This is a genomic window from Flavobacterium collinsii (assembly GCF_946903285.1).
Lineage (GTDB): Bacteria > Bacteroidota > Bacteroidia > Flavobacteriales > Flavobacteriaceae > Flavobacterium > Flavobacterium collinsii.
In genome coordinates this window covers 283690-303687 of sequence record NZ_OX336425.1, presented here as the reverse complement: position 1 = coordinate 303687, position 19998 = coordinate 283690, and the positions used below count along the sequence as shown (strand labels likewise).

General features: G+C 34.8%; 21 protein-coding genes and 2 tRNA genes. 13 read left to right on the top strand and 10 right to left on the bottom strand.

The features are described 5' to 3' along the window. Window positions 1-17: 17 nt before the first annotated feature. Genes OGZ34_RS01365 through OGZ34_RS01355 form a run of 3 tightly spaced genes read right to left on the bottom strand, consistent with a single transcriptional unit; the run spans window position 18 to window position 2141 of the window. Complete coding sequence (locus OGZ34_RS01365; protein WP_263361925.1) at window positions 18-368, bottom strand: carboxymuconolactone decarboxylase family protein; 351 nt, start codon at window positions 366-368, stop codon at window positions 18-20. Continuing rightward, on the bottom strand, window positions 361-1176 hold the full coding sequence (tatC, locus tag OGZ34_RS01360) for a twin-arginine translocase subunit TatC (protein WP_173968275.1): 816 nt from the start codon (window positions 1174-1176) through the stop codon (window positions 361-363). Before tatC ends, OGZ34_RS01365 begins: the two co-directional genes overlap by 8 nt. Then, window positions 1176-2141: a KpsF/GutQ family sugar-phosphate isomerase gene (locus OGZ34_RS01355; protein ID WP_173968276.1), complete on the bottom strand. Its 966-nt coding sequence runs from the start codon at window positions 2139-2141 to the stop codon at window positions 1176-1178. The genes tatC and OGZ34_RS01355 overlap by 1 nt, the downstream gene beginning before the upstream one ends. 87 nt (window positions 2142-2228) lie before the next feature. Between OGZ34_RS01355 and recQ the strand changes: the two genes are divergently transcribed. Further along, the gene (recQ, locus tag OGZ34_RS01350; protein ID WP_173968277.1) at window positions 2229-4424 is read left to right on the top strand and encodes a DNA helicase RecQ; all 2196 of its coding nucleotides are present in this window, start codon (window positions 2229-2231) and stop codon (window positions 4422-4424) included. A 115-nt stretch (window positions 4425-4539) separates the two neighbouring features. Here recQ and OGZ34_RS01345 read toward each other — a convergent pair whose 3' ends face one another. Next, on the bottom strand, window positions 4540-4779 hold the full coding sequence (locus tag OGZ34_RS01345) for a hypothetical protein (protein WP_263361924.1): 240 nt from the start codon (window positions 4777-4779) through the stop codon (window positions 4540-4542). A 331-nt stretch (window positions 4780-5110) separates the two neighbouring features. Here OGZ34_RS01345 and OGZ34_RS01340 point away from each other — a divergent pair, with 331 nt between their 5' ends. The 4 genes from OGZ34_RS01340 to OGZ34_RS01325 all read left to right on the top strand — a co-directional run bounded on the left by OGZ34_RS01340 (window position 5111) and on the right by OGZ34_RS01325 (window position 9009). Then, window positions 5111-5539, top strand: a complete 429-nt coding sequence (locus OGZ34_RS01340; RefSeq protein ID WP_173968279.1) for a hypothetical protein — start codon at window positions 5111-5113, stop codon at window positions 5537-5539. Between the two features lie 19 nt (window positions 5540-5558). Beyond that, window positions 5559-7118, top strand: a complete 1560-nt coding sequence (locus tag OGZ34_RS01335; RefSeq protein ID WP_263361923.1) for an NAD(P)/FAD-dependent oxidoreductase — start codon at window positions 5559-5561, stop codon at window positions 7116-7118. 69 nt (window positions 7119-7187) lie between these two features. After that, window positions 7188-7886, top strand: coding sequence for an SMI1/KNR4 family protein (locus OGZ34_RS01330; RefSeq protein ID WP_263361922.1), 699 nt, complete (start codon window positions 7188-7190; stop codon window positions 7884-7886). A gap of 40 nt (window positions 7887-7926) precedes the next feature. After that, window positions 7927-9009: a DUF6630 family protein gene (locus OGZ34_RS01325; RefSeq protein ID WP_263361921.1), complete on the top strand. Its 1083-nt coding sequence runs from the start codon at window positions 7927-7929 to the stop codon at window positions 9007-9009. 88 nt (window positions 9010-9097) lie between these two features. Here the strand turns inward: OGZ34_RS01325 and OGZ34_RS01320 are convergent, their stop codons facing one another. The 3 genes from OGZ34_RS01320 to msrB form a co-directional block, all read right to left on the bottom strand. Next, window positions 9098-10057 (bottom strand): quinone oxidoreductase family protein, encoded by a 960-nt coding sequence (locus tag OGZ34_RS01320; RefSeq protein WP_263361920.1) that lies wholly within the window; start codon window positions 10055-10057, stop codon window positions 9098-9100. 150 nt (window positions 10058-10207) lie between these two features. Continuing rightward, window positions 10208-10825, bottom strand: coding sequence for a peptide-methionine (S)-S-oxide reductase MsrA (gene msrA, locus OGZ34_RS01315; RefSeq protein ID WP_263361919.1), 618 nt, complete (start codon window positions 10823-10825; stop codon window positions 10208-10210). Between the two features lie 8 nt (window positions 10826-10833). Then, entirely contained in the window at window positions 10834-11388 is a 555-nt protein-coding gene (gene msrB, locus OGZ34_RS01310; RefSeq protein WP_263361918.1) for a peptide-methionine (R)-S-oxide reductase MsrB, read from the bottom strand. 293 nt (window positions 11389-11681) lie between these two features. Here msrB and idi point away from each other — a divergent pair, with 293 nt between their 5' ends. From idi to OGZ34_RS01270, 8 genes are all read left to right on the top strand, one after another. Continuing rightward, on the top strand, window positions 11682-12209 hold the full coding sequence (gene idi / locus OGZ34_RS01305; protein WP_173968287.1) for an isopentenyl-diphosphate Delta-isomerase: 528 nt from the start codon (window positions 11682-11684) through the stop codon (window positions 12207-12209). Window positions 12210-12231: 22 nt separating this feature from the next. After that, the gene (locus tag OGZ34_RS01300) at window positions 12232-12645 is read left to right on the top strand and encodes a 6-carboxytetrahydropterin synthase (protein ID WP_173968288.1); all 414 of its coding nucleotides are present in this window, start codon (window positions 12232-12234) and stop codon (window positions 12643-12645) included. Next, window positions 12646-13104, top strand: coding sequence for a peroxiredoxin (locus tag OGZ34_RS01295; RefSeq protein WP_173968289.1), 459 nt, complete (start codon window positions 12646-12648; stop codon window positions 13102-13104). 60 nt (window positions 13105-13164) lie between these two features. Further along, entirely contained in the window at window positions 13165-14133 is a 969-nt protein-coding gene (locus tag OGZ34_RS01290; protein ID WP_263361917.1) for a type I phosphomannose isomerase catalytic subunit, read from the top strand. 57 nt (window positions 14134-14190) lie between these two features. Continuing rightward, a complete protein-coding gene (locus OGZ34_RS01285; RefSeq protein WP_026982865.1) occupies window positions 14191-14457 on the top strand; it encodes a hypothetical protein in 267 nt (88 codons plus the stop codon). A gap of 78 nt (window positions 14458-14535) precedes the next feature. Next, window positions 14536-14609, top strand: a tRNA-Thr gene (locus OGZ34_RS01280). A gap of 103 nt (window positions 14610-14712) precedes the next feature. Next, window positions 14713-14786, top strand: a tRNA-Thr gene (locus tag OGZ34_RS01275). Window positions 14787-15636: 850 nt separating this feature from the next. Beyond that, entirely contained in the window at window positions 15637-16095 is a 459-nt protein-coding gene (locus OGZ34_RS01270; RefSeq protein WP_173968291.1) for a hypothetical protein, read from the top strand. A 105-nt stretch (window positions 16096-16200) separates the two neighbouring features. On the opposite strand, the gene OGZ34_RS01265 is transcribed toward OGZ34_RS01270, so the two are convergent. From OGZ34_RS01265 to htpG, 3 genes are all read right to left on the bottom strand, one after another. Beyond that, window positions 16201-16917, bottom strand: a complete 717-nt coding sequence (locus tag OGZ34_RS01265; RefSeq protein ID WP_173968292.1) for a DUF4369 domain-containing protein — start codon at window positions 16915-16917, stop codon at window positions 16201-16203. A gap of 132 nt (window positions 16918-17049) precedes the next feature. Next, window positions 17050-17880: a hypothetical protein gene (locus tag OGZ34_RS01260; protein WP_263361916.1), complete on the bottom strand. Its 831-nt coding sequence runs from the start codon at window positions 17878-17880 to the stop codon at window positions 17050-17052. Window positions 17881-18066: 186 nt separating this feature from the next. Further along, window positions 18067-19950: a molecular chaperone HtpG gene (gene htpG, locus OGZ34_RS01255; protein WP_173968294.1), complete on the bottom strand. Its 1884-nt coding sequence runs from the start codon at window positions 19948-19950 to the stop codon at window positions 18067-18069. Between the last annotated feature and the right edge of the window lie 48 nt (window positions 19951-19998).

The window sequence follows — 19998 nt, the reverse complement described above, 5'->3', positions numbered from 1 at the left end:
ACTAATTGTCTCATTTTTTAATTCTCTTGCTCTTCTAAAGCTTCCCAGAATTCATAAGCTCTTCTCAAATGTGGAATTACGATGGTTCCGCCAACTAAAGTTGCGATTCCCATGGCTTCCATCATTTCTTCTTTGGTAACCCCTTCTTTATAGCTCGTTTCGAGATGGTATTTTACACAATCGTCACAACGTAAAACCGCTGAAGCTACTAATCCTAAAAGCTCTTTTGTTTTTACATCAAGCGCTCCAGGGGCATAAGCATTCGTATCAAGGTTAAAAATTCTTTTTACAATTTTATTGTTGTCAGCCAATAATTTTTCGTTCATTTTAGAACGGTAATCATTAAATTCATGTATGATATCAGACATTTTCTTTCAATTTATTTTTATAAACTACTTTTGAAATCAGGATACTCACTTCGTAAATAAGCAGCATTGGTATGGCTACTATAGTTTGGCTTACTACATCAGGAGGTGTTACGATTGCTGCAATAATTAAAATGATTATTACGGCGTATTTCCAATATTTTCTCAAGAATTCAGGAGTTACTAATCCCAATTTGGTTAAGAAATAAATAGCGATTGGTAACTCAAAAAAGATAGCACTACCTAATATACTTGTTTTTACCATCCCCATATAAGAGTCTAGCGTGAATTGATTTTTTACAACATCACTTACAGAGAAAGTAGCCACGAAATTTACCGACATCGGAATAACCACAAAATACCCGAACAAGACTCCTAAGAAGAAAAGTAAAGAGGATGTGAAAATGAATACTTTAGCATTTTTTCGCTCTTTCTCATACAAAGCAGGACTGATAAATTTCCAAATCTCCCATAAAATATAAGGAAAGCTCAAAATAAAACCGGCTAAAAGACACATCCAGACAAAAATATTTACCTGACCTTCCATTTCTGTATTTTGGATGATAAAATTTAGTTGTGTGATGCAAATACTATCAGCGAAACCTAATTGGTGTGATAAATCACAAAACCAGATGTAGGTAAAAAAAGTTGGTCTGGTTGGGCCCAGAATAATTTCATCAAACAAATAATCACTTACAAAATACGTGACAAATGCCATTATCATAATTGCAATTGTACTTCTAACCAGTAACCATCTTAATTCTTCAAGATGATCTAGAAATGACATCTCGCCAAGGTTTTTTTTTGCCATTATACGATTCCTTCTTTTAAAATGTCATGTAAATGTAATACTCCTTTGTACTCTCCATTATCAGCAACAATAAGCTGTGTTATCGAAAAATCTTCTAAAATATTCAAAGCGTCAACTGCCATTGTTTCTGAAGATACGAATTTAGGATTTTTAGACATAATATCTTTTGCAGTTAAATCAGCAATAGTATCTACGTCATTTAGCATTCTTCGGATGTCTCCGTCAGTAATAATTCCGATAATTTTATCGTTTTCGATTACCGCAGTTACACCCAGTCTTTTTTCAGAGATCTCAAAAATAGCTTTTTTAATTGAGGTATCCGGACCTACCATTGGTTTTAACGAATGTTCGATCATGTCTTTAACACGAAGGAGTAATTTCTTTCCTAAAGCGCCGCCAGGATGATAAACTGCAAAATCTTCGGGTTTAAAATCACGCATTTCCATCAAACAGACTGCTAAAGCGTCACCCATAACAAGTTGAGCGGTGGTGCTGTTTGTTGGTGCCAGATTTATGGGGCAGGCCTCCATTTCGACAGTGGTATTAAGAACATAATCAGAACCTTTGGCTAAAAAGGAAGTTACATTTCCGGTTATTCCAATCAAAATGTTTCCAAAACGTTTCAACAAGGGAACTAGTACTTTTATCTCAGGGCTGTTTCCGCTTTTTGAAATGCAGATTACTATGTCTTCGTTTTGTATCATTCCTAAATCGCCATGGATGGCTTCTGAGGCGTGAAGGAACATAGATGGAGTGCCAGTTGAGTTAAAAGTAGCTACCATTTTTTGAGCAATAATTGCACTTTTTCCGATGCCTGTAACGACCAATCGGCCCTTAGTTTCATAAATGCGTTGGACAGCTTCGTAGAAATTTTCATCCAGAAAATCAATCAGCTTTGTAATTGCTTCGCTTTCAGAGAGTATGGTTTTTTTGGCGATCGCCAATATATTTTCTTTTGTGATCAAAACAGAATATTTAAAATTTGTATGTATAAAAGAAAGTTGTATCTTTATGTGTTGCAAATTTATACAAAATATCCATTAATATAAAGAATGAATTCAAACGAAATTGAAATACACAAGGAATTAAAGAAGTATTTCGGCTTTAGCCAATTTAAGGGCTTGCAGGAGCAAGTCATTACGAGTATTTTAGATAAGAAGAATACTTTTGTAATTATGCCAACTGGCGGTGGAAAGTCTCTTTGTTATCAATTACCCGCTTTAATTCAGGACGGAACAGCTATAGTTGTTTCTCCCTTGATAGCTTTGATGAAAAATCAGGTTGATGCTATTCGAAGCCTTTCTTCAGAAAACGGAATTGCCCATGTGCTAAATTCCTCCCTTACCAAAACAGAAATTGCTCAGGTTAAAAAAGACATCACTTCAGGTTTGACCAAACTTTTGTATGTCGCACCAGAATCGTTGACAAAAGAAGAATATGTAGCCTTTTTGCAAAGTGTGCCCATTTCATTTGTAGCTATTGACGAAGCGCATTGTATTTCAGAATGGGGCCATGATTTTAGACCGGAATACCGTAATCTGAAAAATATAATCAAACAATTAGGTAAAGTACCTATTATTGGGCTTACCGCAACTGCAACGCCAAAAGTTCAGGAAGATATACTAAAAAATCTTGAAATGTCTGATGCTAATACTTTTAAAGCATCATTCAACAGACCGAACTTGTACTACGAAGTTCGTACGAAAACGAAAAATATAGAGTCGGATATCATTCGATTTATCAAACAACATAAAGGCAAGTCCGGGATTATTTACTGCTTAAGCCGCAAAAAAGTAGAATCGATTGCCGAAGTTTTACAGGTTAATGGCATTAGTGCTGTTCCATATCATGCTGGTTTAGACGCTAAAACCCGTGCAAAACATCAGGATATGTTTCTGATGGAAGATGTAGATGTGGTAGTAGCAACTATTGCCTTTGGAATGGGGATTGATAAACCGGACGTTCGTTTTGTAATTCATCACGATATTCCAAAATCACTTGAAAGTTATTACCAGGAAACGGGTCGTGCCGGCCGTGATGGAGGAGAAGGACATTGTTTGGCCTATTACTCCTATAAAGATGTAGAGAAACTGGAGAAATTCATGTCTGGAAAACCAGTGGCAGAACAGGAAATTGGATTTGCTCTTTTGCAGGAAGTGGTTGCGTATGCCGAAACTTCGATGTCCCGTCGAAAATTCCTGTTACATTACTTTGGTGAAGAATTTGACAGTGAAACCGGTGAAGGTGCCGATATGGATGATAACGTTCGTAATCCCAAAACAAGAGTTGAAGCCAAAGATCAGGTGGTTAAATTGTTGGAGATTGTTCGGGATACCAAGCACATTTATAAATCAAAAGAAATTGTGTTTACTTTAATTGGTCGCGTAAATGCTGTAATTAAAGCACACAAAACAGATACACAATCGTTTTTTGGATCAGGTTCAGATCACGATGAAAAATATTGGATGGCCCTGCTTCGACAGGTTTTAGTAGCAGGATATCTATCTAAAGATATTGAAACTTATGGTGTAGTGAAAATTACTAAAGAAGGTTTGAACTTTATTAAAAAGCCAGTTTCATTTTTAATGTCTGAAGATCATGAATACAATGAGTCTGAAGATGAAGCCATCGTAACGGCAGCAAAATCATCAGGAACTGCCGATGAAGTTTTAATGGGTATGTTGCGTGAATTGCGTAAAAAAGTTGCCAAAAAATTAGGAGTGCCTCCGTTTGTTGTTTTTCAGGATCCATCTCTTGAGGATATGGCTTTGAAATATCCAATTACTTTAACCGAATTATTCAATATTCATGGTGTTGGTGAAGGAAAGGCTAAAAAGTATGGAGGTGAGTTTGTGTCTTTAATCAGCAGATATGTTGAAGATAATGATATTATTCGTCCGGATGATTTGGTGGTAAAATCTACCGGAGTCAATTCGGCCAATAAACTATACATCATTCAGAATATCGATAGGAAATTACCGTTGAGTGATATTGCTTCTGCAAAAGGACTTTCGATGGATGCTTTGATTAAAGAAATGGAGCAAATCGTTTATTCGGGAACAAAACTGAATATCAAATACTGGGTTGATGATATGTTGGATGACGACCAGCAGGAAGAAATTCATGATTATTTCATGGAATCTGAATCCGATAAAATCGAGGATGCACTTAAAGAATTTGATGGCGATTATGATATCGATGAATTGCGCTTAATGCGAATTAAATTTATCAGTGAAGTCGCGAACTAAAGCTAAATTCTAAAATAAAGAAAAATATAAATTCCAAATTCCAAGCTGGTTAAGCAATTGGAATTTGGAATTTTTTTATTGGAGTTTGGAATTTGAAATTTAAAAAATTCTAAATTTACCCTTCAAATACTTCCCCTCTATGTGGTTTCAATGCATCACGTACAGCAATCATATTTTCATCTGTAACTACCATAAAAGCGATCGCATGCATGTCGTTTATGATTTTAAATCCTGTAATGTTTAACGCAAGCTTTTCGATAGCGATATATTCTTTCAAATGAATTTCGTGGTGTTCGGCTGTTTTTTCGGCAGCTGGACCACGGAAATCCCAAATTAGTTTTATTTTTCTAGACATTTTTTTAAAGGTACAAAGGTTTAGGGAAGCAAAGGTACAAAGTCTATTTTTAAAACAAAGGTTCTAAGCTTCTGAGATGCTAAGGTTCTAAGTTTTTTTGTAAAGATGGGCAGTATTGAGTTTTACTATCGTTAAAAAGAAATCTTTTTTAATTCAAATAATCTGCGATTAAAAAATAAATCAAGATTTACTTAAAAAAACAAATGTAAAATCTTCTCAGATCTGTGCTAATCTGTGTGTAAATTTTTCGGTGGAGTTATATTCTCATTTCAAAATAGTACTTTTGCAAGGTAGTTTTATTTTCTATAGTAATAAAAATTGATGATTTAAAATGGATAATAATTCGGTTGGAGCAGAATTAGTATTAAATGAATCCGCTAGAGATCATCTAAAGACGGCCAGAAAATGGGTTTTTGCAATCTCGATTATTGGCTTAATTGTGGTGCTGTTTTTAATAAGCAGTTCAATTTATAGCTATATTTCGCTATCAAGATGGGGCAGTGTCCCTACAGGGGGTGGAGTTGGATATTTAATTGGAATAGTTTTTACTTATGTCTTCTTCTTAATCGGTGTATCTTGTTTTTTTCCGTTTTATTATTTGTATAAATTTTCTTTGTATCTGAAAATGGCTTTAGATGTTGATGACTCAGAGTTATTGGAAGGCTCTTTTAGGTATTTAAAACTGCATTACAAATCAATAGGGATTTTAGTATTGGTATTTACTTTGTCGTATTTATTAGTATTTAAAGTCATATTATAATATTATTTTTCAAAATACAATGCCAAGAGAACTTTTACTTCAGGTAACGCCGGAAATAGCTGCAAACGAATTGTTGCTGAAAGACCATTTGTCTAAACAAATAAAAGTTTCTTCTAAAGAAATTCAACATGTTTCGATTCTGAAACGATCCATTGATGCACGTCAAAAAGCGATTAAAATCAATCTAAAAGTTATTATCTATTTAAAAGGAGAACCTTTTCAGGAAACAAAAATTGAGTTACCTGTATATAAGGACGTTTCTTCGGCGCAGGAGGTGATTGTTGTGGGAGCGGGCCCGGCCGGACTTTTTGCAGCACTGCAATTAATAGAATTAGGTTTAAAGCCAATTGTAATTGAACGCGGAAAAGATGTTCGTGGTCGTCGTCGCGATTTAAAGGCGATTAATGTTGATCATTTGGTAAACGAAGATTCTAATTATTGTTTTGGCGAAGGCGGCGCAGGTACGTATTCGGATGGAAAATTGTATACACGTTCTAAAAAACGTGGAGATGTGACTCGAATTTTGGAGCTTCTTGTTGCATTTGGAGCGTCAGAGGATATTCTGGTAGAAGCACATCCGCACATTGGAACCAATAAGCTGCCAAAAATCATTGAAGATATTCGAAATAAAATCATCGAGTTTGGTGGTCAGGTTCTATTTGATACACGCGTTATTGACATTTTGGTAAAAAATAATGAAGTTGAAGGAATTGTTACTCAAAACGGAGATAAGATTCTGGCAAATAAATTAATCCTCGCAACAGGGCATTCAGCACGTGATATTTTTGAATTACTAGATAAAAAGAAAATTTTTATAGAAGCAAAACCTTTTGCTTTAGGAGTTCGTGCAGAACATTCTCAACAATTAATTGACAGTATTCAGTATAGTTGTGATTATCGCGGTGAACATTTGCCTCCTGCACCATATTCTATTGTGAAACAAGTTAACGGTCGTGGCATGTATTCGTTTTGTATGTGTCCGGGTGGTGTAATTGCGCCTTGTGCAACGAGTCCAGGTGAAGTTGTCACGAATGGATGGTCTCCGTCAAAACGAGATCAGGTTACAGCAAACTCAGGGATTGTAATTGAATTAAAACTGGAAGATTTTAAACCTTTTGCAAAATTTGGAGCTTTGGCTGGAATGGAATTTCAGAAAAGTATTGAACAAAAGGCCTGGCATTTGGCTGGAGAAACTCAGAAGGTTCCTGCACAACGAATGGTGGACTTTACACAGAATAAAGTTTCGGCTGATATTCCAAAAACGTCTTATGTTCCCGGAACAACTTCGGTTGAAATGGGGCAGGTTTTTCCGGGATTTTTGTCGCAAATTTTACGTGAAGGTTTTAAGGAATTTGGGAAATCAATGCGCGGTTATTTAACCAATGAGGCTATTTTACATGCTCCGGAAAGTCGTACGTCATCTCCTGTTCGAATCCCTAGAGATCCTATGACTTATGAGCATTTGCAAATCAAAGGACTGTATCCGTGTGGAGAAGGTGCCGGATATGCGGGTGGTATTATCTCCGCAGCCATTGATGGAGAAAAATGCGCTTTAATGATTGCTGAAACTTTAAAATAAAAATTTTGTAGTAAAAAGATTGCTTTTTGTAAAAGTGCTATATTTGTGGTGCAATTTAAATGTTATTAGATGATACTACAAGATGTTGAGAAAAGATACGAGTTTGAGTATCCATCTTTGTATAAGCAGTTATACGAAGATGGAATGCTTGATATAGGTGAATATGGGCCTAATTGGTATTCCGATGTTTATCCGAAATTAAAAGAAAATCCGCCATTACTTCTGCATTCGTATGATTTTGAATTGCTTAGTTTAAAAGGAGTTAGTAGAGAAATTGAACGGCTTACTAATCCTGATGATTACCGCCAGATCAAAAAAGAGTTTAGATTCATCCCTTTTGCTAAAAGTGGTGCTGGTGATCATTTTTGTTTTTTTCTGAATGGAGAAGAAGATGGAAATGTGCCAATAGTTTTTGTATGGCATGATAATAATGAGGTGAATTATCTGGCAAAGAATCTGAAAGACTTTGTTTTTAGAACCTTATTAACTGATATGTCTCAGCAAGATATTTATAATGAGGAAAGTGAAGAGGAGTTTAAGAGTAATATTGAACAGGTATTTAAATCTCATGAAAAATATCTAACTGAGGAACGAAAAGAAGTTCTACAAAAACTATTAAAACGTGACATTGTTGATTACCAGATTTTTGTCGAAAAAAGTAAAGAAGTTGCAAGAGGATTCCTGACAGATCTTGAATTGCAAAAGTTGCTAGTTGAAAATATTTGGTTCGATAAAATGGATGTTACTTTTAAATATTCAAATGAATAAAAAATACTTAATTTAGATTCGAAAACTTATTGTATCTAAAATGAAAAACTTCTTCTCTAACTTCTTCGGAAGAAATAACGATCCGGAATCAATCGTTTCTTTTGATGTGCTGAATTCAATTTATACTTATCTGCAAAATGGGTCAGGTCGTGTGGATTTTAAAATGAAAGGAATTCATGATGCGGTTTCTGCGACGATGTATTCTTTTCCGGATTCATTTGATCATGAAGATAGTAGAATTGAAATCGAAAAAAGCGGATTCAAAAACGCGTATGAAATTTTAAACGAATTGTATAAAAAGGTAAATATTGCCCCACTTTCGAATGAAGAAATGCTCGAGGAGCCCGTGTACAATTATCTTCATATTGAATTTTACTCAGAGCCTTCGTCAGAAATGAAAAAGCACCTGAAGCATGTTTTACAAAACTTTATTATCATCTTTTGTTGTACCAATAGCTTAGAGTCAAATGATTTTAAAATGTTATACTCTAACAGTTATTTCTTTGATTATACAAAAGGACTTCTGGAAGCTGAGCCAGTAGATATTGAAGCGCCTAATAATGAAATTGAAAAAATAGGTTTTAAAGATTTCAAAACAGTGCTACAGGGAATTTGTCAGTATATGGAAATTGAATTGCCGTCGACAATTATTCTACCTTCTGCTGAAAGTCTAATGACGGATGAAGTTTCGATAGATCATTTTAGAGAGTTTTTGAAATTAATTTCGAGAGGAGAAATAGAAGAAAAGTTGCTGGAAGATCAATCTCAAGTTCTTTTTGATAATTTTGGATTAGAGGAAGAAGATGAAGATTATGATTACGAATTTGATTTTTTTGAAGGAATAAACTCCTGGCACAGTGACTGGAAATTTGATCCCGAAGACGCTGAATATTTTATCTCAGAAATGATTGGTGAAACTTTTGCTTTTGAATATCCTGAAGAAACGTACAGTCATGATTTGTTTCCGTACATTCAAGAGGAATTGGCAAAACAAGATTTAGAATTAATGAGCTACGATACCCAAGGAGATAGCTATTTGTTTTTTGTAGCTAATAAACAGGATGTAACCCGAATATTAGAATTGTCCGAAATTACCGAAATGGGAATTGATAGGTTGATTTAAGCTGAATCACTTGGATTTTTACATAAAAAATATCGCCACGAATTCTCAAATTTTGCCTTAGATAATTCGTGAATTTGTGGCAAAAAAATCAAGGAATCAGGATAATCTTTCCTGTGCTTTTTCTGCTTTCCAGATAGTCGTGTGCTAGTTTTCCTTCTGATAATTTGAAAGAGGTTGGTTCGGAAAGTTTGATTTTTCCATCGGAGATCCAGTGGAATAATTGCGTTGCTCTTTTGATCCTTTCTTCTTTGGAATTTAAGTAACTCCATAAATCTCCTCCGGTGAGCGTTTTAGAACCGTCCATCAGCATTCTCGGATCTACCGGTTCCGGATCGCCTCCTGCCATTCCAAAGAAAACTACTTGCCCGCATTCCTTCGTAACTTCAAAACTCTCACTTAAAGTACTTCCGATACTGTCGTAAACAACATCTACGCCATTTTGAATTGTTTTAAAAACCTGTGATTTCCAGTCTTCGCTATAAAGAAAAACCTGATCTGCTCCTTGGTCAAATGCTACTTTTGCTTTTTCTGAAGATGAGGTTAAACCAATTACTTTCGCCCCTAAAAGCTTGCTGATTTGAGTTAGAATCTGTCCAACTCCACCAGCTACAGCATGAATTAATACTGTTTCGTCTTTTACGGTTTTATGGCTGTCAGTCGCTAAGTAATGTGCTGTTAAACCTTGCAGTAAAACTGAGGCAGCGGTTTCAAACGAAATTGTATCAGGCAAAGGTAAAACATGGTTTGTATTTACTGCGACTAATTCTGCATTTGCAAAAGGGGCATCGGCGAAAGCTACACGATCCCCAACTTTATATTCGGGATGATTGTTGGCATCGACTATAATTCCGGCACCTTCGTAACCCGCAATAAAAGGAGGGTTTCCTTTTAAATGATAGTTTCCTTTTCGTCTGTAAACGTCTGCAAAATTTAATCCGATCGCTTTCATTTCGACTAAGATTTCATCGTTTTTTAGTTGCGGATTCGGAATTTCAATATATTCCAAAACATCAGAATTTCCGAAAGAAGAAAAGGTAAGTGCTTTCATTTTTACATTATTTTGAGAATACAAATTACGGTAAAATTAATTTGCAGTTTTTAAAAGAGTTCTTAAAGATGTGTTTTGAGGAGAAAAGATAATAAAAAAAACCGTCCACGAGAGTGAACGGCAACTTGTATTAACCTTTATAAACAAGTATTATTTCTTTTTGAGTTTGTCTTTAAAAACTTTTTCAAATTTTTCAATTTTAGGTTGAATCACCATTTTACAATACGGTTGGTTTTTGTTGTTGGCATAGTAATTTTGGTGATAATCTTCGGCTTTGTAAAAAGCTCTAAAAGGTTCGACTTTTGTAACGATTGGGCTACTATAAACCTTTGCTTTGTTCAGTTCGGCAATAATACTTTCTGCGGCCTTTTTTTGTTCGTCATTTTTGTAAAAAATAACAGATCGATATTGTGTACCAACATCAGCGCCTTGTCTGTTTAATGTAGTTGGGTCATGAACGGTAAAGAAAACCTTGAAGATTTCGTTAAGGTCTGTTATATTTTTATCATAAGTAATCTGAACCACTTCGGCATGCCCTGTTGTTCCTGTACAGACTTCTTCGTATGTTGGGTTTGCGACTTTTCCTCCCGAAAAACCGGAGATTACAGATTTTACGCCATCTAAATTTTCGTAAACGGCTTCTACGCACCAGTAGCAACCACCTCCAAGTGTAATTGTTTCAAGATTTGAAGTGCTTTTTGTTTTGCTATTTTGTGCAAATCCGTTTATAGATAAGACAAAAATGCTAATCAGAAATATATTTTTCATCTTTAATTTTATTTAGTGTCAGGAATAAAGTCAAGGGCAATTGAATTCATGCAGTAACGTTTTCCGGTTGGTGGAGGTCCGTCATCAAATAAATGGCCTAAATGCCCGCCACAGCGCCCGCATAACGCTTCGATTCTTTCCATTCCCAGAGAATTATCATTTTTGTAAACCACGCTGTTTTTATTTTCTTGTTCAAAGAAACTTGGCCATCCACAGCTGCTGGCAAATTTAGCACCGGATCGAAAGAGTTTATTGCCACAAGAGGCACAATAATAAGTTCCTTTTTCGTTTGATTTCCAGTATTTTCCTGTAAAAGGTCTTTCGGTATCGGCTTCACGCATTACAGCATATACATCTTCGGGTAATACTTTTTTCCATTCGGCATTACTAACATTGAGTTTAGTAGTGTCGGTATTTGAATAATAAGGATTTCCGGGTTTACTGATTTTGTTATCCATGACTGCCGTTTTTGTATTTTGTTTTTTTGCGTTTTGTCCGCATGCCTGTAAAATAAAGAGCGGAATTAAAAAGCAAAGACTGAGAAATTGTGTTTTTGTTTTCATTTTTTTGAGTGCTTTAATTCTGTATTTCAAAGATACGTTTAGATTTCGCCCAGAAATGTCGCGTACTTTACAATTCAGATTTTTTTAAGTATGTTTTAACTTTTATTATGTACGCAAAATAAAGAGATTCAGTTTTTAAGGCTTATTTTTAAAGAGGTTTGAAGATTAATCGGTTTGTATTTTTCTGACAGTCAGTTTTTTGTGAAAATCCAGGCTCGTTAAACTTTTCACAATCTCCTCTGAGATTTTCAAGCCATTTCTTTTTTCGTATTTTTGTTTGATCAATAAGCCCTATGATAGAAGAAAACGTAATACTCGTAAACCAACAAGATGAGCAAATTGGCCTAATGCCAAAATTAGAAGCGCATGAAAAGGCTCTTTTGCACCGTGCCTTTTCAGTTTTTGTCCTAAATGATAAAAATGAAATAATGTTACAACAACGTGCTCATCAAAAATATCACTCACCTTTACTCTGGACCAATACATGTTGCAGCCATCAACGTGAAGGAGAAACAAATGTTGAAGCCGGAAGCAGGAGACTGTTTGAAGAAATGGGGTTTAAAACAGACTTGAAAGAGCTCTTTCATTTTATTTATAAAGCGCCTTTTGATAATGGTTTGACAGAACATGAGCTCGATCACGTTATGATTGGATATTTTAATAATGATCCGGCTATCAATCGTGACGAAGTTGAAGATTGGAAATGGATGAAAATAGAAGATGTAAAAATAGATATTGAGAGACAGCCTGAAATTTATACAGTATGGTTCAAAATAATTTTTGATGAGTTTTATCATTATTTAGAAGATCATAAACTTTAAACCAAACTAACCACCAACCCAAATGAAAGTAACCATATCAAGAAAAGCACATTTTAATGCTGCACATCGATTGCACAGGAAAGATTGGACATTTGAAAAAAACGATGCTGTTTTTGGAAAATGTAATAATCCCAATTTTCATGGTCATAATTATGGTTTAACAGTAAGTGTTACAGGGAAAATTGACCCGGAAACCGGTTTTGTTTTAGATGTGAAAGTATTAGCGGATATCATACGAGAAGAAGTAGAGATTCCGTTTGATCACAAAAACCTGAATCTGGACGTTCCGGAATTTCAGGATTTGAATCCAACAGCTGAAAATATTGCTGTTGTGATATGGAATAAAATTAAAAAAAGAATTCAACCTGATTTTGATTTAGAAATTGTTTTGAATGAAACGGACCGCAATTTTGTAACTTATAAAGGAGAAGAATAAATGTCATTAAAAATAGGAGATATAGTTCCGAATTTTACTGCAAAAGATAGTCATGGAGAAGTTTTTGAAAGCCAAAGTGTTTTGGGTCGAAAGCCACTCGTGATCTATTTTTATCCAAAAGATAATACGCCGGGATGTACTACTGAAGCCTGTAGTTTTAGAGATCAATACGAAGATTTTAAAGACTTAGGTGCCGAAGTTATTGGTATAAGTAGCGATAGTGTAAAATCACATCATAAATTTGCCAACAAACATCAACTGCCTTTTATACTATTGTCGGATCAGGATAAAAAGCTACGCAATCTTTTTGGAGTGCGCAATAACTTGTTTGGTCTTTTACCGGGAAGGGTTACTTACATTATTGATAAAAATGGAGTAGTCATTTTGATTTTTGATAGCATGAATGCAGCAAAGCATATTCAGAAAGCAATGGAAACAATCAAAGAATTAGTATTGTAGAAGTAGGAAATAGTATCAGGCCGCTGATATAATAATTAAGATTTTAGCCCTGAATAATACATGAATATAAAATTATATCCTTTACAGTTTGTTCCTATTTTAAAAGATAGGATTTGGGGTGGGGAGAAATTAAAAACGATTCTCAATAAACCGACGACGTCAAAGAATATAGGGGAGAGTTGGGAATTATCTACTGTTGACGGAGATGTAAGTGTTGTTTCAAACGGAGTTTTGAAAGGACGATCCCTTATGATGCTTATTACCGAAATGCCTAACGAAATTTTAGGAACAAAAGTTTACAGTCAGTTTGGAAAACAGTTTCCATTACTTTTTAAATATCTGGATGCTCATGAAGATCTTTCGATTCAGGTACATCCAAATGATGAATTGGCCCAAAAGCGACACAACTCTTTTGGTAAAACGGAAATGTGGTATGTGATGCAGGCTGATGCCGATGCCAGAATTATTGTGGGATTTAAGGAAGATTCTAATAAAGAAGAATATCTAAAACATTTAAATGATAAAACGTTGGTTTCAATCTTAGATGAAGTGAAAGCAAATGCGGGTGATGTTTTCTTTTTAGAAACGGGAACAGTTCATGCAATTGGCGCTGGATTGATAGTTGCTGAAATTCAACAAACATCTGATGTAACTTATCGTTTATATGATTTTGACCGTACAGATGCCCAGGGAAATAAAAGAGAACTCCATATAGATTTGGCGTTGGATGCTATAAATTACAAAAAAGTAGAAACACAAAAGGAATATGAGACAAAAGTAAACACTTCTAATGTTGTGGTAGATTGTCCTTATTTTACAACTAATCTTATTCAGTTAGAAAGTAAGGTTAAAATTTCTAAATCTGGGGAAACTTTTACGGTGTATATGTGCATTGATGGAGATTTTAAAATCGAATATGAAGGTTTTGAAGGATTCTATAGAAAAGGAGATACCGTTTTGGTTCCGGCTGAGATAAATACATTTATTTTAGTTGGAAATGCTTCAATTTTAGAAATTTACATTTCATAGCGTGTAATAAAAAGATAATGTGTACTTTTGCAGTCGCAAATTAAAATAAAAATAAAAATGGCAAACGTTAAAAACTTAAAGAAAGACATCAATTTTGTATTAGGAGATATTATTGAGGCAATTTACTTGTTTGAAATGTCAACAACAGGAAATCCTACTCCAGAAACGAATGCTTTGATCGATCAGGCTATTGCTGCATTTGATACTTTGATCACAAAAGTAAATGCTAAGAACGTTGAAAACAAAAAAGCACACTTCAAACAAATCAACGTTGAATTGGAAGAAACTGCTAATCAATTGATTGCTAAAATCAACGAATTGTAAGCAAAAAAAAGTATAAAAAAGTGCAAATTTATTTTGGTAAAACGAAAAACCGCTTTATATTTGCACCCGTAATGAGTCGCCAGCGTAGCTCAGTTGGCTAGAGCAGCTGATTTGTAATCAGCAGGTCGTGGGTTCGAGTCCCTCCGCCGGCTCAACAAAACCATCGCTTTTAGTGGTGGTTTTTTATTGAAATAAGCAGTAAATTAATTTTGGAAAATTGAAAAATCCATTTTATATTTGCACCCGTAATGAGTCGCCAGCGTAGCTCAGTTGGCTAGAGCAGCTGATTTGTAATCAGCAGGTCGTGGGTTCGAGTCCCTCCGCCGGCTCAACGTAAAACCATCACTTTTTTAGTGATGGTTTTTTTTTTACCCCTAAACGAAGTAAATGAAGAAGATGGGGAGGAAGAGTTTAGAATCTGTGGATCAATTTGAAAACCTGTGGATTTATAAAATTGGACATAAGTATTAGTCGGTCTAAAAAGAATCTGGTTCAAAAGTTGTGGAGTGATAAAAAAAGTATTCTCTACCGTAAAGCTCTTTAGGAATAAAAGCGGCAGCCTTTTTACAATCTTTTAAAGTTTTGCATTTTTCTAAAATTTCTTAATTGTAAAAATAATAATAATTTACAGCTTACCCCATAAGAGACAAGCATTTGGAATCTGTTGCTCTGAAAGAGCCTTAGCAGTAACATGGCGCGAAGTGCCATGAATAATGGTGAGCACTTCTTTAAGCCCTGTAAGGGCAAAAGCATAACCCAAAAAGCACATGCCTTATTTTATGACATTTCCGAAAGTTAGCAACTTTTAATCAAGATATTATGCTTTATTTATAACTGCTTATGACTCTTCAGTGCATTATGATTCATTATTTTAATTTATAGTGCGTTGCACTTTTTTATGCTTTTGGGCTTTCGGCTCTTTTAAACATTTAAAATATTTATACCGAAAGAGGACACTAATTATAAAATCAGCTGTAATAAAATGATCTCTTAAATGAAGAGCTGAAATCGTTAATAAAAGGAATAACTTCTATCAACCCCCACAATGTTTTGTGTTGACTTAAATCTGTATTTGAAGCGATAGGTATCTTACTGGTTTAAGTATTCGGATTTCTTTTAAATATATCGTAATACTATTTTTCTTATGTTTGTTGCTTAACCAAAAAAAACAAATTAAAAATGGAAGAAACGTCAGTTTTTGAAAAATTTGAGTTGCAGCTTGACCAAACTGCAAAAGACTTTTTAAAGGAAACCGCTAAATGGGCTTACTTTTTGTCAATTTTAGGATTCATAGGAATTGGATTAATTATTGTGATTGCTGTTTTCGCTGGAACTATTTTTTCGGTAATGGGAAATAGTATGCCTGGAATGGGAGGGTTTGGGAACTCGTTTGGAGTGTTTATGGGATTCTTGTATGTTTTTATTGCAGCGATTTATTTTTTTCCAGTTTATTATCTATACAAGTTTGCTGCAACTACGAAGAGAGCTTTTAGAGATAACGATTCGGAGTTGTTGACGAATTCTTTAGGTTATCTTAAATCACATTATAAGTTTATAGGTGTCTTAATGCTGGCGATTTTTGCATTATACGGACTTTTATTTGTGTTTGGAATTCTGGGTGCCCTGCTTGGGAGATAGGAGTAGTGTGAGGATTTATTTGGGGAGCTTCGGATTATAATCTATGATTTTAAAATTTAGTATAAAAAAAATGTCCTGAATAGTCAGGACATTTTTTATTAGGATTTATTTTTGTTGCTCTTTTTTGATGTCAGCAACGTATTTTGTTAGTTTTTTGCCGTATAGTGAACTTGCTACTTTTGGCGTCATTGATTTTTGAATTGTATCCAAAAACTTAATATTGATGTCGTAGATCTCAGCTAAAGCAATATAAGGGGCTATTTCGTGATCTTTATTATTAAGGGCAAAGTTGGTAGCGTATAAGTACTTTCTTTTGATGTTAGACTCCTGTTTGATGTTAATGCTGTCAATGGCTTTTTGATCTTGTCTTTTTACAGCTTTAAATTTAGATTCTACCATGGCAAGGCTTTCGTCATTAAAACGGGAATTGATTTTTTTATATTCTTCGTATAATTCCTGATTTTTAGATCCTGTGATTTTTGCGCCATAAATAAAGTTGTCTAAGTTCGTGTCAATGTTGATGTTTCCCGGTTCTGCAAAAAACATAACATTGTTATCCAGTGAATTGGTTACCCCACGATCCAGGAATAAATAAAGCATTTCAGGTGACTCTAGTTTTACATTGCTTTCAAACGAAGAATTTCCGTCTATTTTGATGCTGTCAATAGCAACGAGTGTAGTGTCAACAATTCTTTGAATGTATAAAGTCCCGTTTTTTAATCCTTTTATATTTCCTGTAAGGTGCAAGCCGTCAGTTGATTCTTTTTTGCTGCAAGATGCTAATAGGGCAAGTGTAACAAAAGCAATAATTGATTTTTTCATTGGTTTTTTAGATTTTGCTGCAAAATAAAGAAAATAGTTTGAATGTACTGTGGTAGCATTTAAATTTTGCGAAAAAATAAATCCCAATTTATTTCTAAATTGGGATTTGATATTTTTGGGAATTAAAGAGTATTACATGGAGAGATTAAAGGTAGTTCCGTTTTCGTTCGTATAAGTGAATTTTTTGTCGCAATCATTGTTGCCATAATCGACCACTCCGTTTAGTAAATTGCCCTGAACTTTTAGTTTTCCTTTGGAAATAAAATCGCAAGCATATTTTTTTATCAATGATTCCTGAACGGTTAAGGTTAGTACGGCTCCGTTTGAACTGGTGATGGAGTGGTTTCCTTCAGTCATTTCATACGTATTGTCTTCCAGAACATAAGGGGTGTCGACACCTGCAGTTTGTTTTACAGTCCAGTTTCCTGAGTTAAGGTAAACTCGGCCTTCTAAATCAGTGAACTTTCCGTTGGTCACTTTTCGGCTCCATTGTGGTACAGTTGCCACAGTTGTTGTGTTGGTGTATTCTATTGTTCCTTCCAATTTTATGCCATTAAAAGAATAGTCGATTCTTTCGATGGTTATTTTGCTTCCGGTAGTAATTATTGGTCCTGAAAGCGTGATTTTTAATTTTCCTTTTCTGTTGATCAGATTGTCGGTACATCCGGTTCCGTAATCAACGGTGAAAACTTTAGGATAAGAGGTTGGGCTTTGTTGTGTAATTGTAATTGCGCCACAGATTCCAGGCGTTGTCTCGTCTGATTTTGCTGAGGAGGTGTTTTTTGTTGTAACAATTAACCCGGTTTTGATGTCCATATCATTTATGGCATCAATGGTAAGAGAGGCTCCAACTGAAGTAATGTCGGATTCAGATTGTTTGTTTGTCTCGTCATTGCCTGAACAGGAAATTTGTGTTAGTGTTGTTGCACAAATGGTTAGGAGTAAAAATGCTGTTTTTTTCATAGTAGTTTTTGTTTTTTGATTAGATTAAAAGGCGATCAAATGTAATGAAAAAAATGAAATGCAATAAAAAAATCAATTGGATTCAAAGGGGCTTGATTGAGGGCTGTTTTTCTAAAAGTAAAAAGCCCTGCAAGTTTATTTGCAGGGCTTAAATTCTAATTTTGTAAACTTGTATTGCTATAAGCCTTATTTAATCATTTCAAAACTTCTTTTCACAAAAGCAGTTAAAGCTTCTCCTTTTAATAGGTTTTGCGATAATTTAGCTAAATCTAAGGCTTGTTTTACCAAGTGTTCCTGATGTGTTTTGTCTTCTGTGTTCAGGATGTTTGTTGCTAAATCAGAATTAGTGTTTACAATTAAATTGTACATTTCCGGCATATTGCCCATTCCGAACATTCCGCCTCCACCTGACTGGCTCATTTCTTTCATTCTGCGCATAAATTCAGGTTGCGTGATGATAAATGGAGCGGCTTGACTGTCCATGGCTTCCAGTTGTACAGAGTATGCTTTGGGGATATATGTTTCTAAAGATGTTTTTAAAGCTTCTTTTTCTTCATCAGACAATTTAGAAATCGTGTTTTCGTCTTTTTTGATCAAATTATCAATGTGATCAGAATCTACACGTACAAAAGTTAAATCGCTGTTGTCACCTTCAATTTTTTGAATTAAGTGTGAGATAATAGGTGAATCTAAAAGCAATACTTCATATCCTTTTTCTTTTGCTGTTTCAATATAAGAGTGCTGTGCGTCTTTGTTTCCAGCGTAAAGGACTACCAGTTTTCCGTCTTTGTCGGTTTGGTTTTCTTTTAGTTTTTCTTTTAATTCTTCAAGAGTAAAATAAGTACCGTCAACTGTTGGGTATAATACAAACGCACCAGCTTTTTCGTAGAATTTATCTTCAGAAAGCATTCCGTACTCTAAAACAATTTTAATATCGTTCCATTTTTGCTCAAAATCAGCACGATTTTCATTGAATAAAGTTTTCAGTTTATCCGCTACTTTACGAGTAATGTAGTTGGAGATTTTCTTAACTGCACCATCAGCTTGTAAGCCTGAACGAGAAACGTTCAATGGGATGTCCGGAGAGTCAATAACACCTTTCAACATCGTTAAAAATTCAGGTACAATTCCTTCTACGTTATCTGTAACGTAAACCTGGTTTTGATACAATTGAATTTTATCTTTCTGAATCTGCATGTCCGAACCTAACTTAGGGAAGTACAAAATTCCGGTTAAGTTAAAAGGGTAGTCTACATTTAAATGAATATTGAACAACGGATCTTCGAACTGCATTGGATACAATTCTCTGTAGAAGTTTTTATAGTCTTCGTCAGATAATTCGCTAGGTTGTTTAGTCCATGCCGGATTTGGATTGTTGATGATGTTGTCAGTTTCAACAGTTTCATTTACGTAATCCTCAGGAGCATCTTCCGGTTTTGGAAGTGTTTCCGTTCTGGTTCCAAATTTAATTGGAACTGGCATAAACTTATTGTATTTATTTAATAATCCGCTGATTTTTGAATCTTCTAAAAATTCAAGAGAATCTTCGGCAATATGCAAAATAATTTCAGTACCACGTGAAGTCTTGTCAGCTGGCTCTAAAGTAAATTCAGGGCTTCCGTCACAAGTCCAGTGTGCAGCCGGTTCGTCTTTGTATGATTTTGTGATGATTTCTACTTTCTCTGCAACCATAAACGCAGAATAGAAGCCAAGACCAAAGTGACCAATAATTCCGGAATCTTTAGCAGAATCTTTGTATTTGTCCAGGAATTCTTCAGCTCCTGAAAAGGCAACCTGGTTGATGTATTTTTCAACCTCGTCAGCTGTCATTCCAAGACCCTGATCGATAATGTGGATTTTTTTACCTTCTTTGTCTACTTTAATTTCAATAATCGGATTTCCGTACTCTACTTTGGCTTCACCAATACTAATAAGGTGTTTTAGCTTTAAAGTAGCATCAGTTCCGTTTGAAACCAGCTCACGCAAGAAAATTTCGTGATCGCTGTATAAGAATTTTTTGATTAAGGGAAAGATGTTTTCTACCGAAACATTAATTTTACCTGTTGTCATATTTTTTATTTTTTTAGTTTAATGTGATGATTTTCATTTCTTCAAATA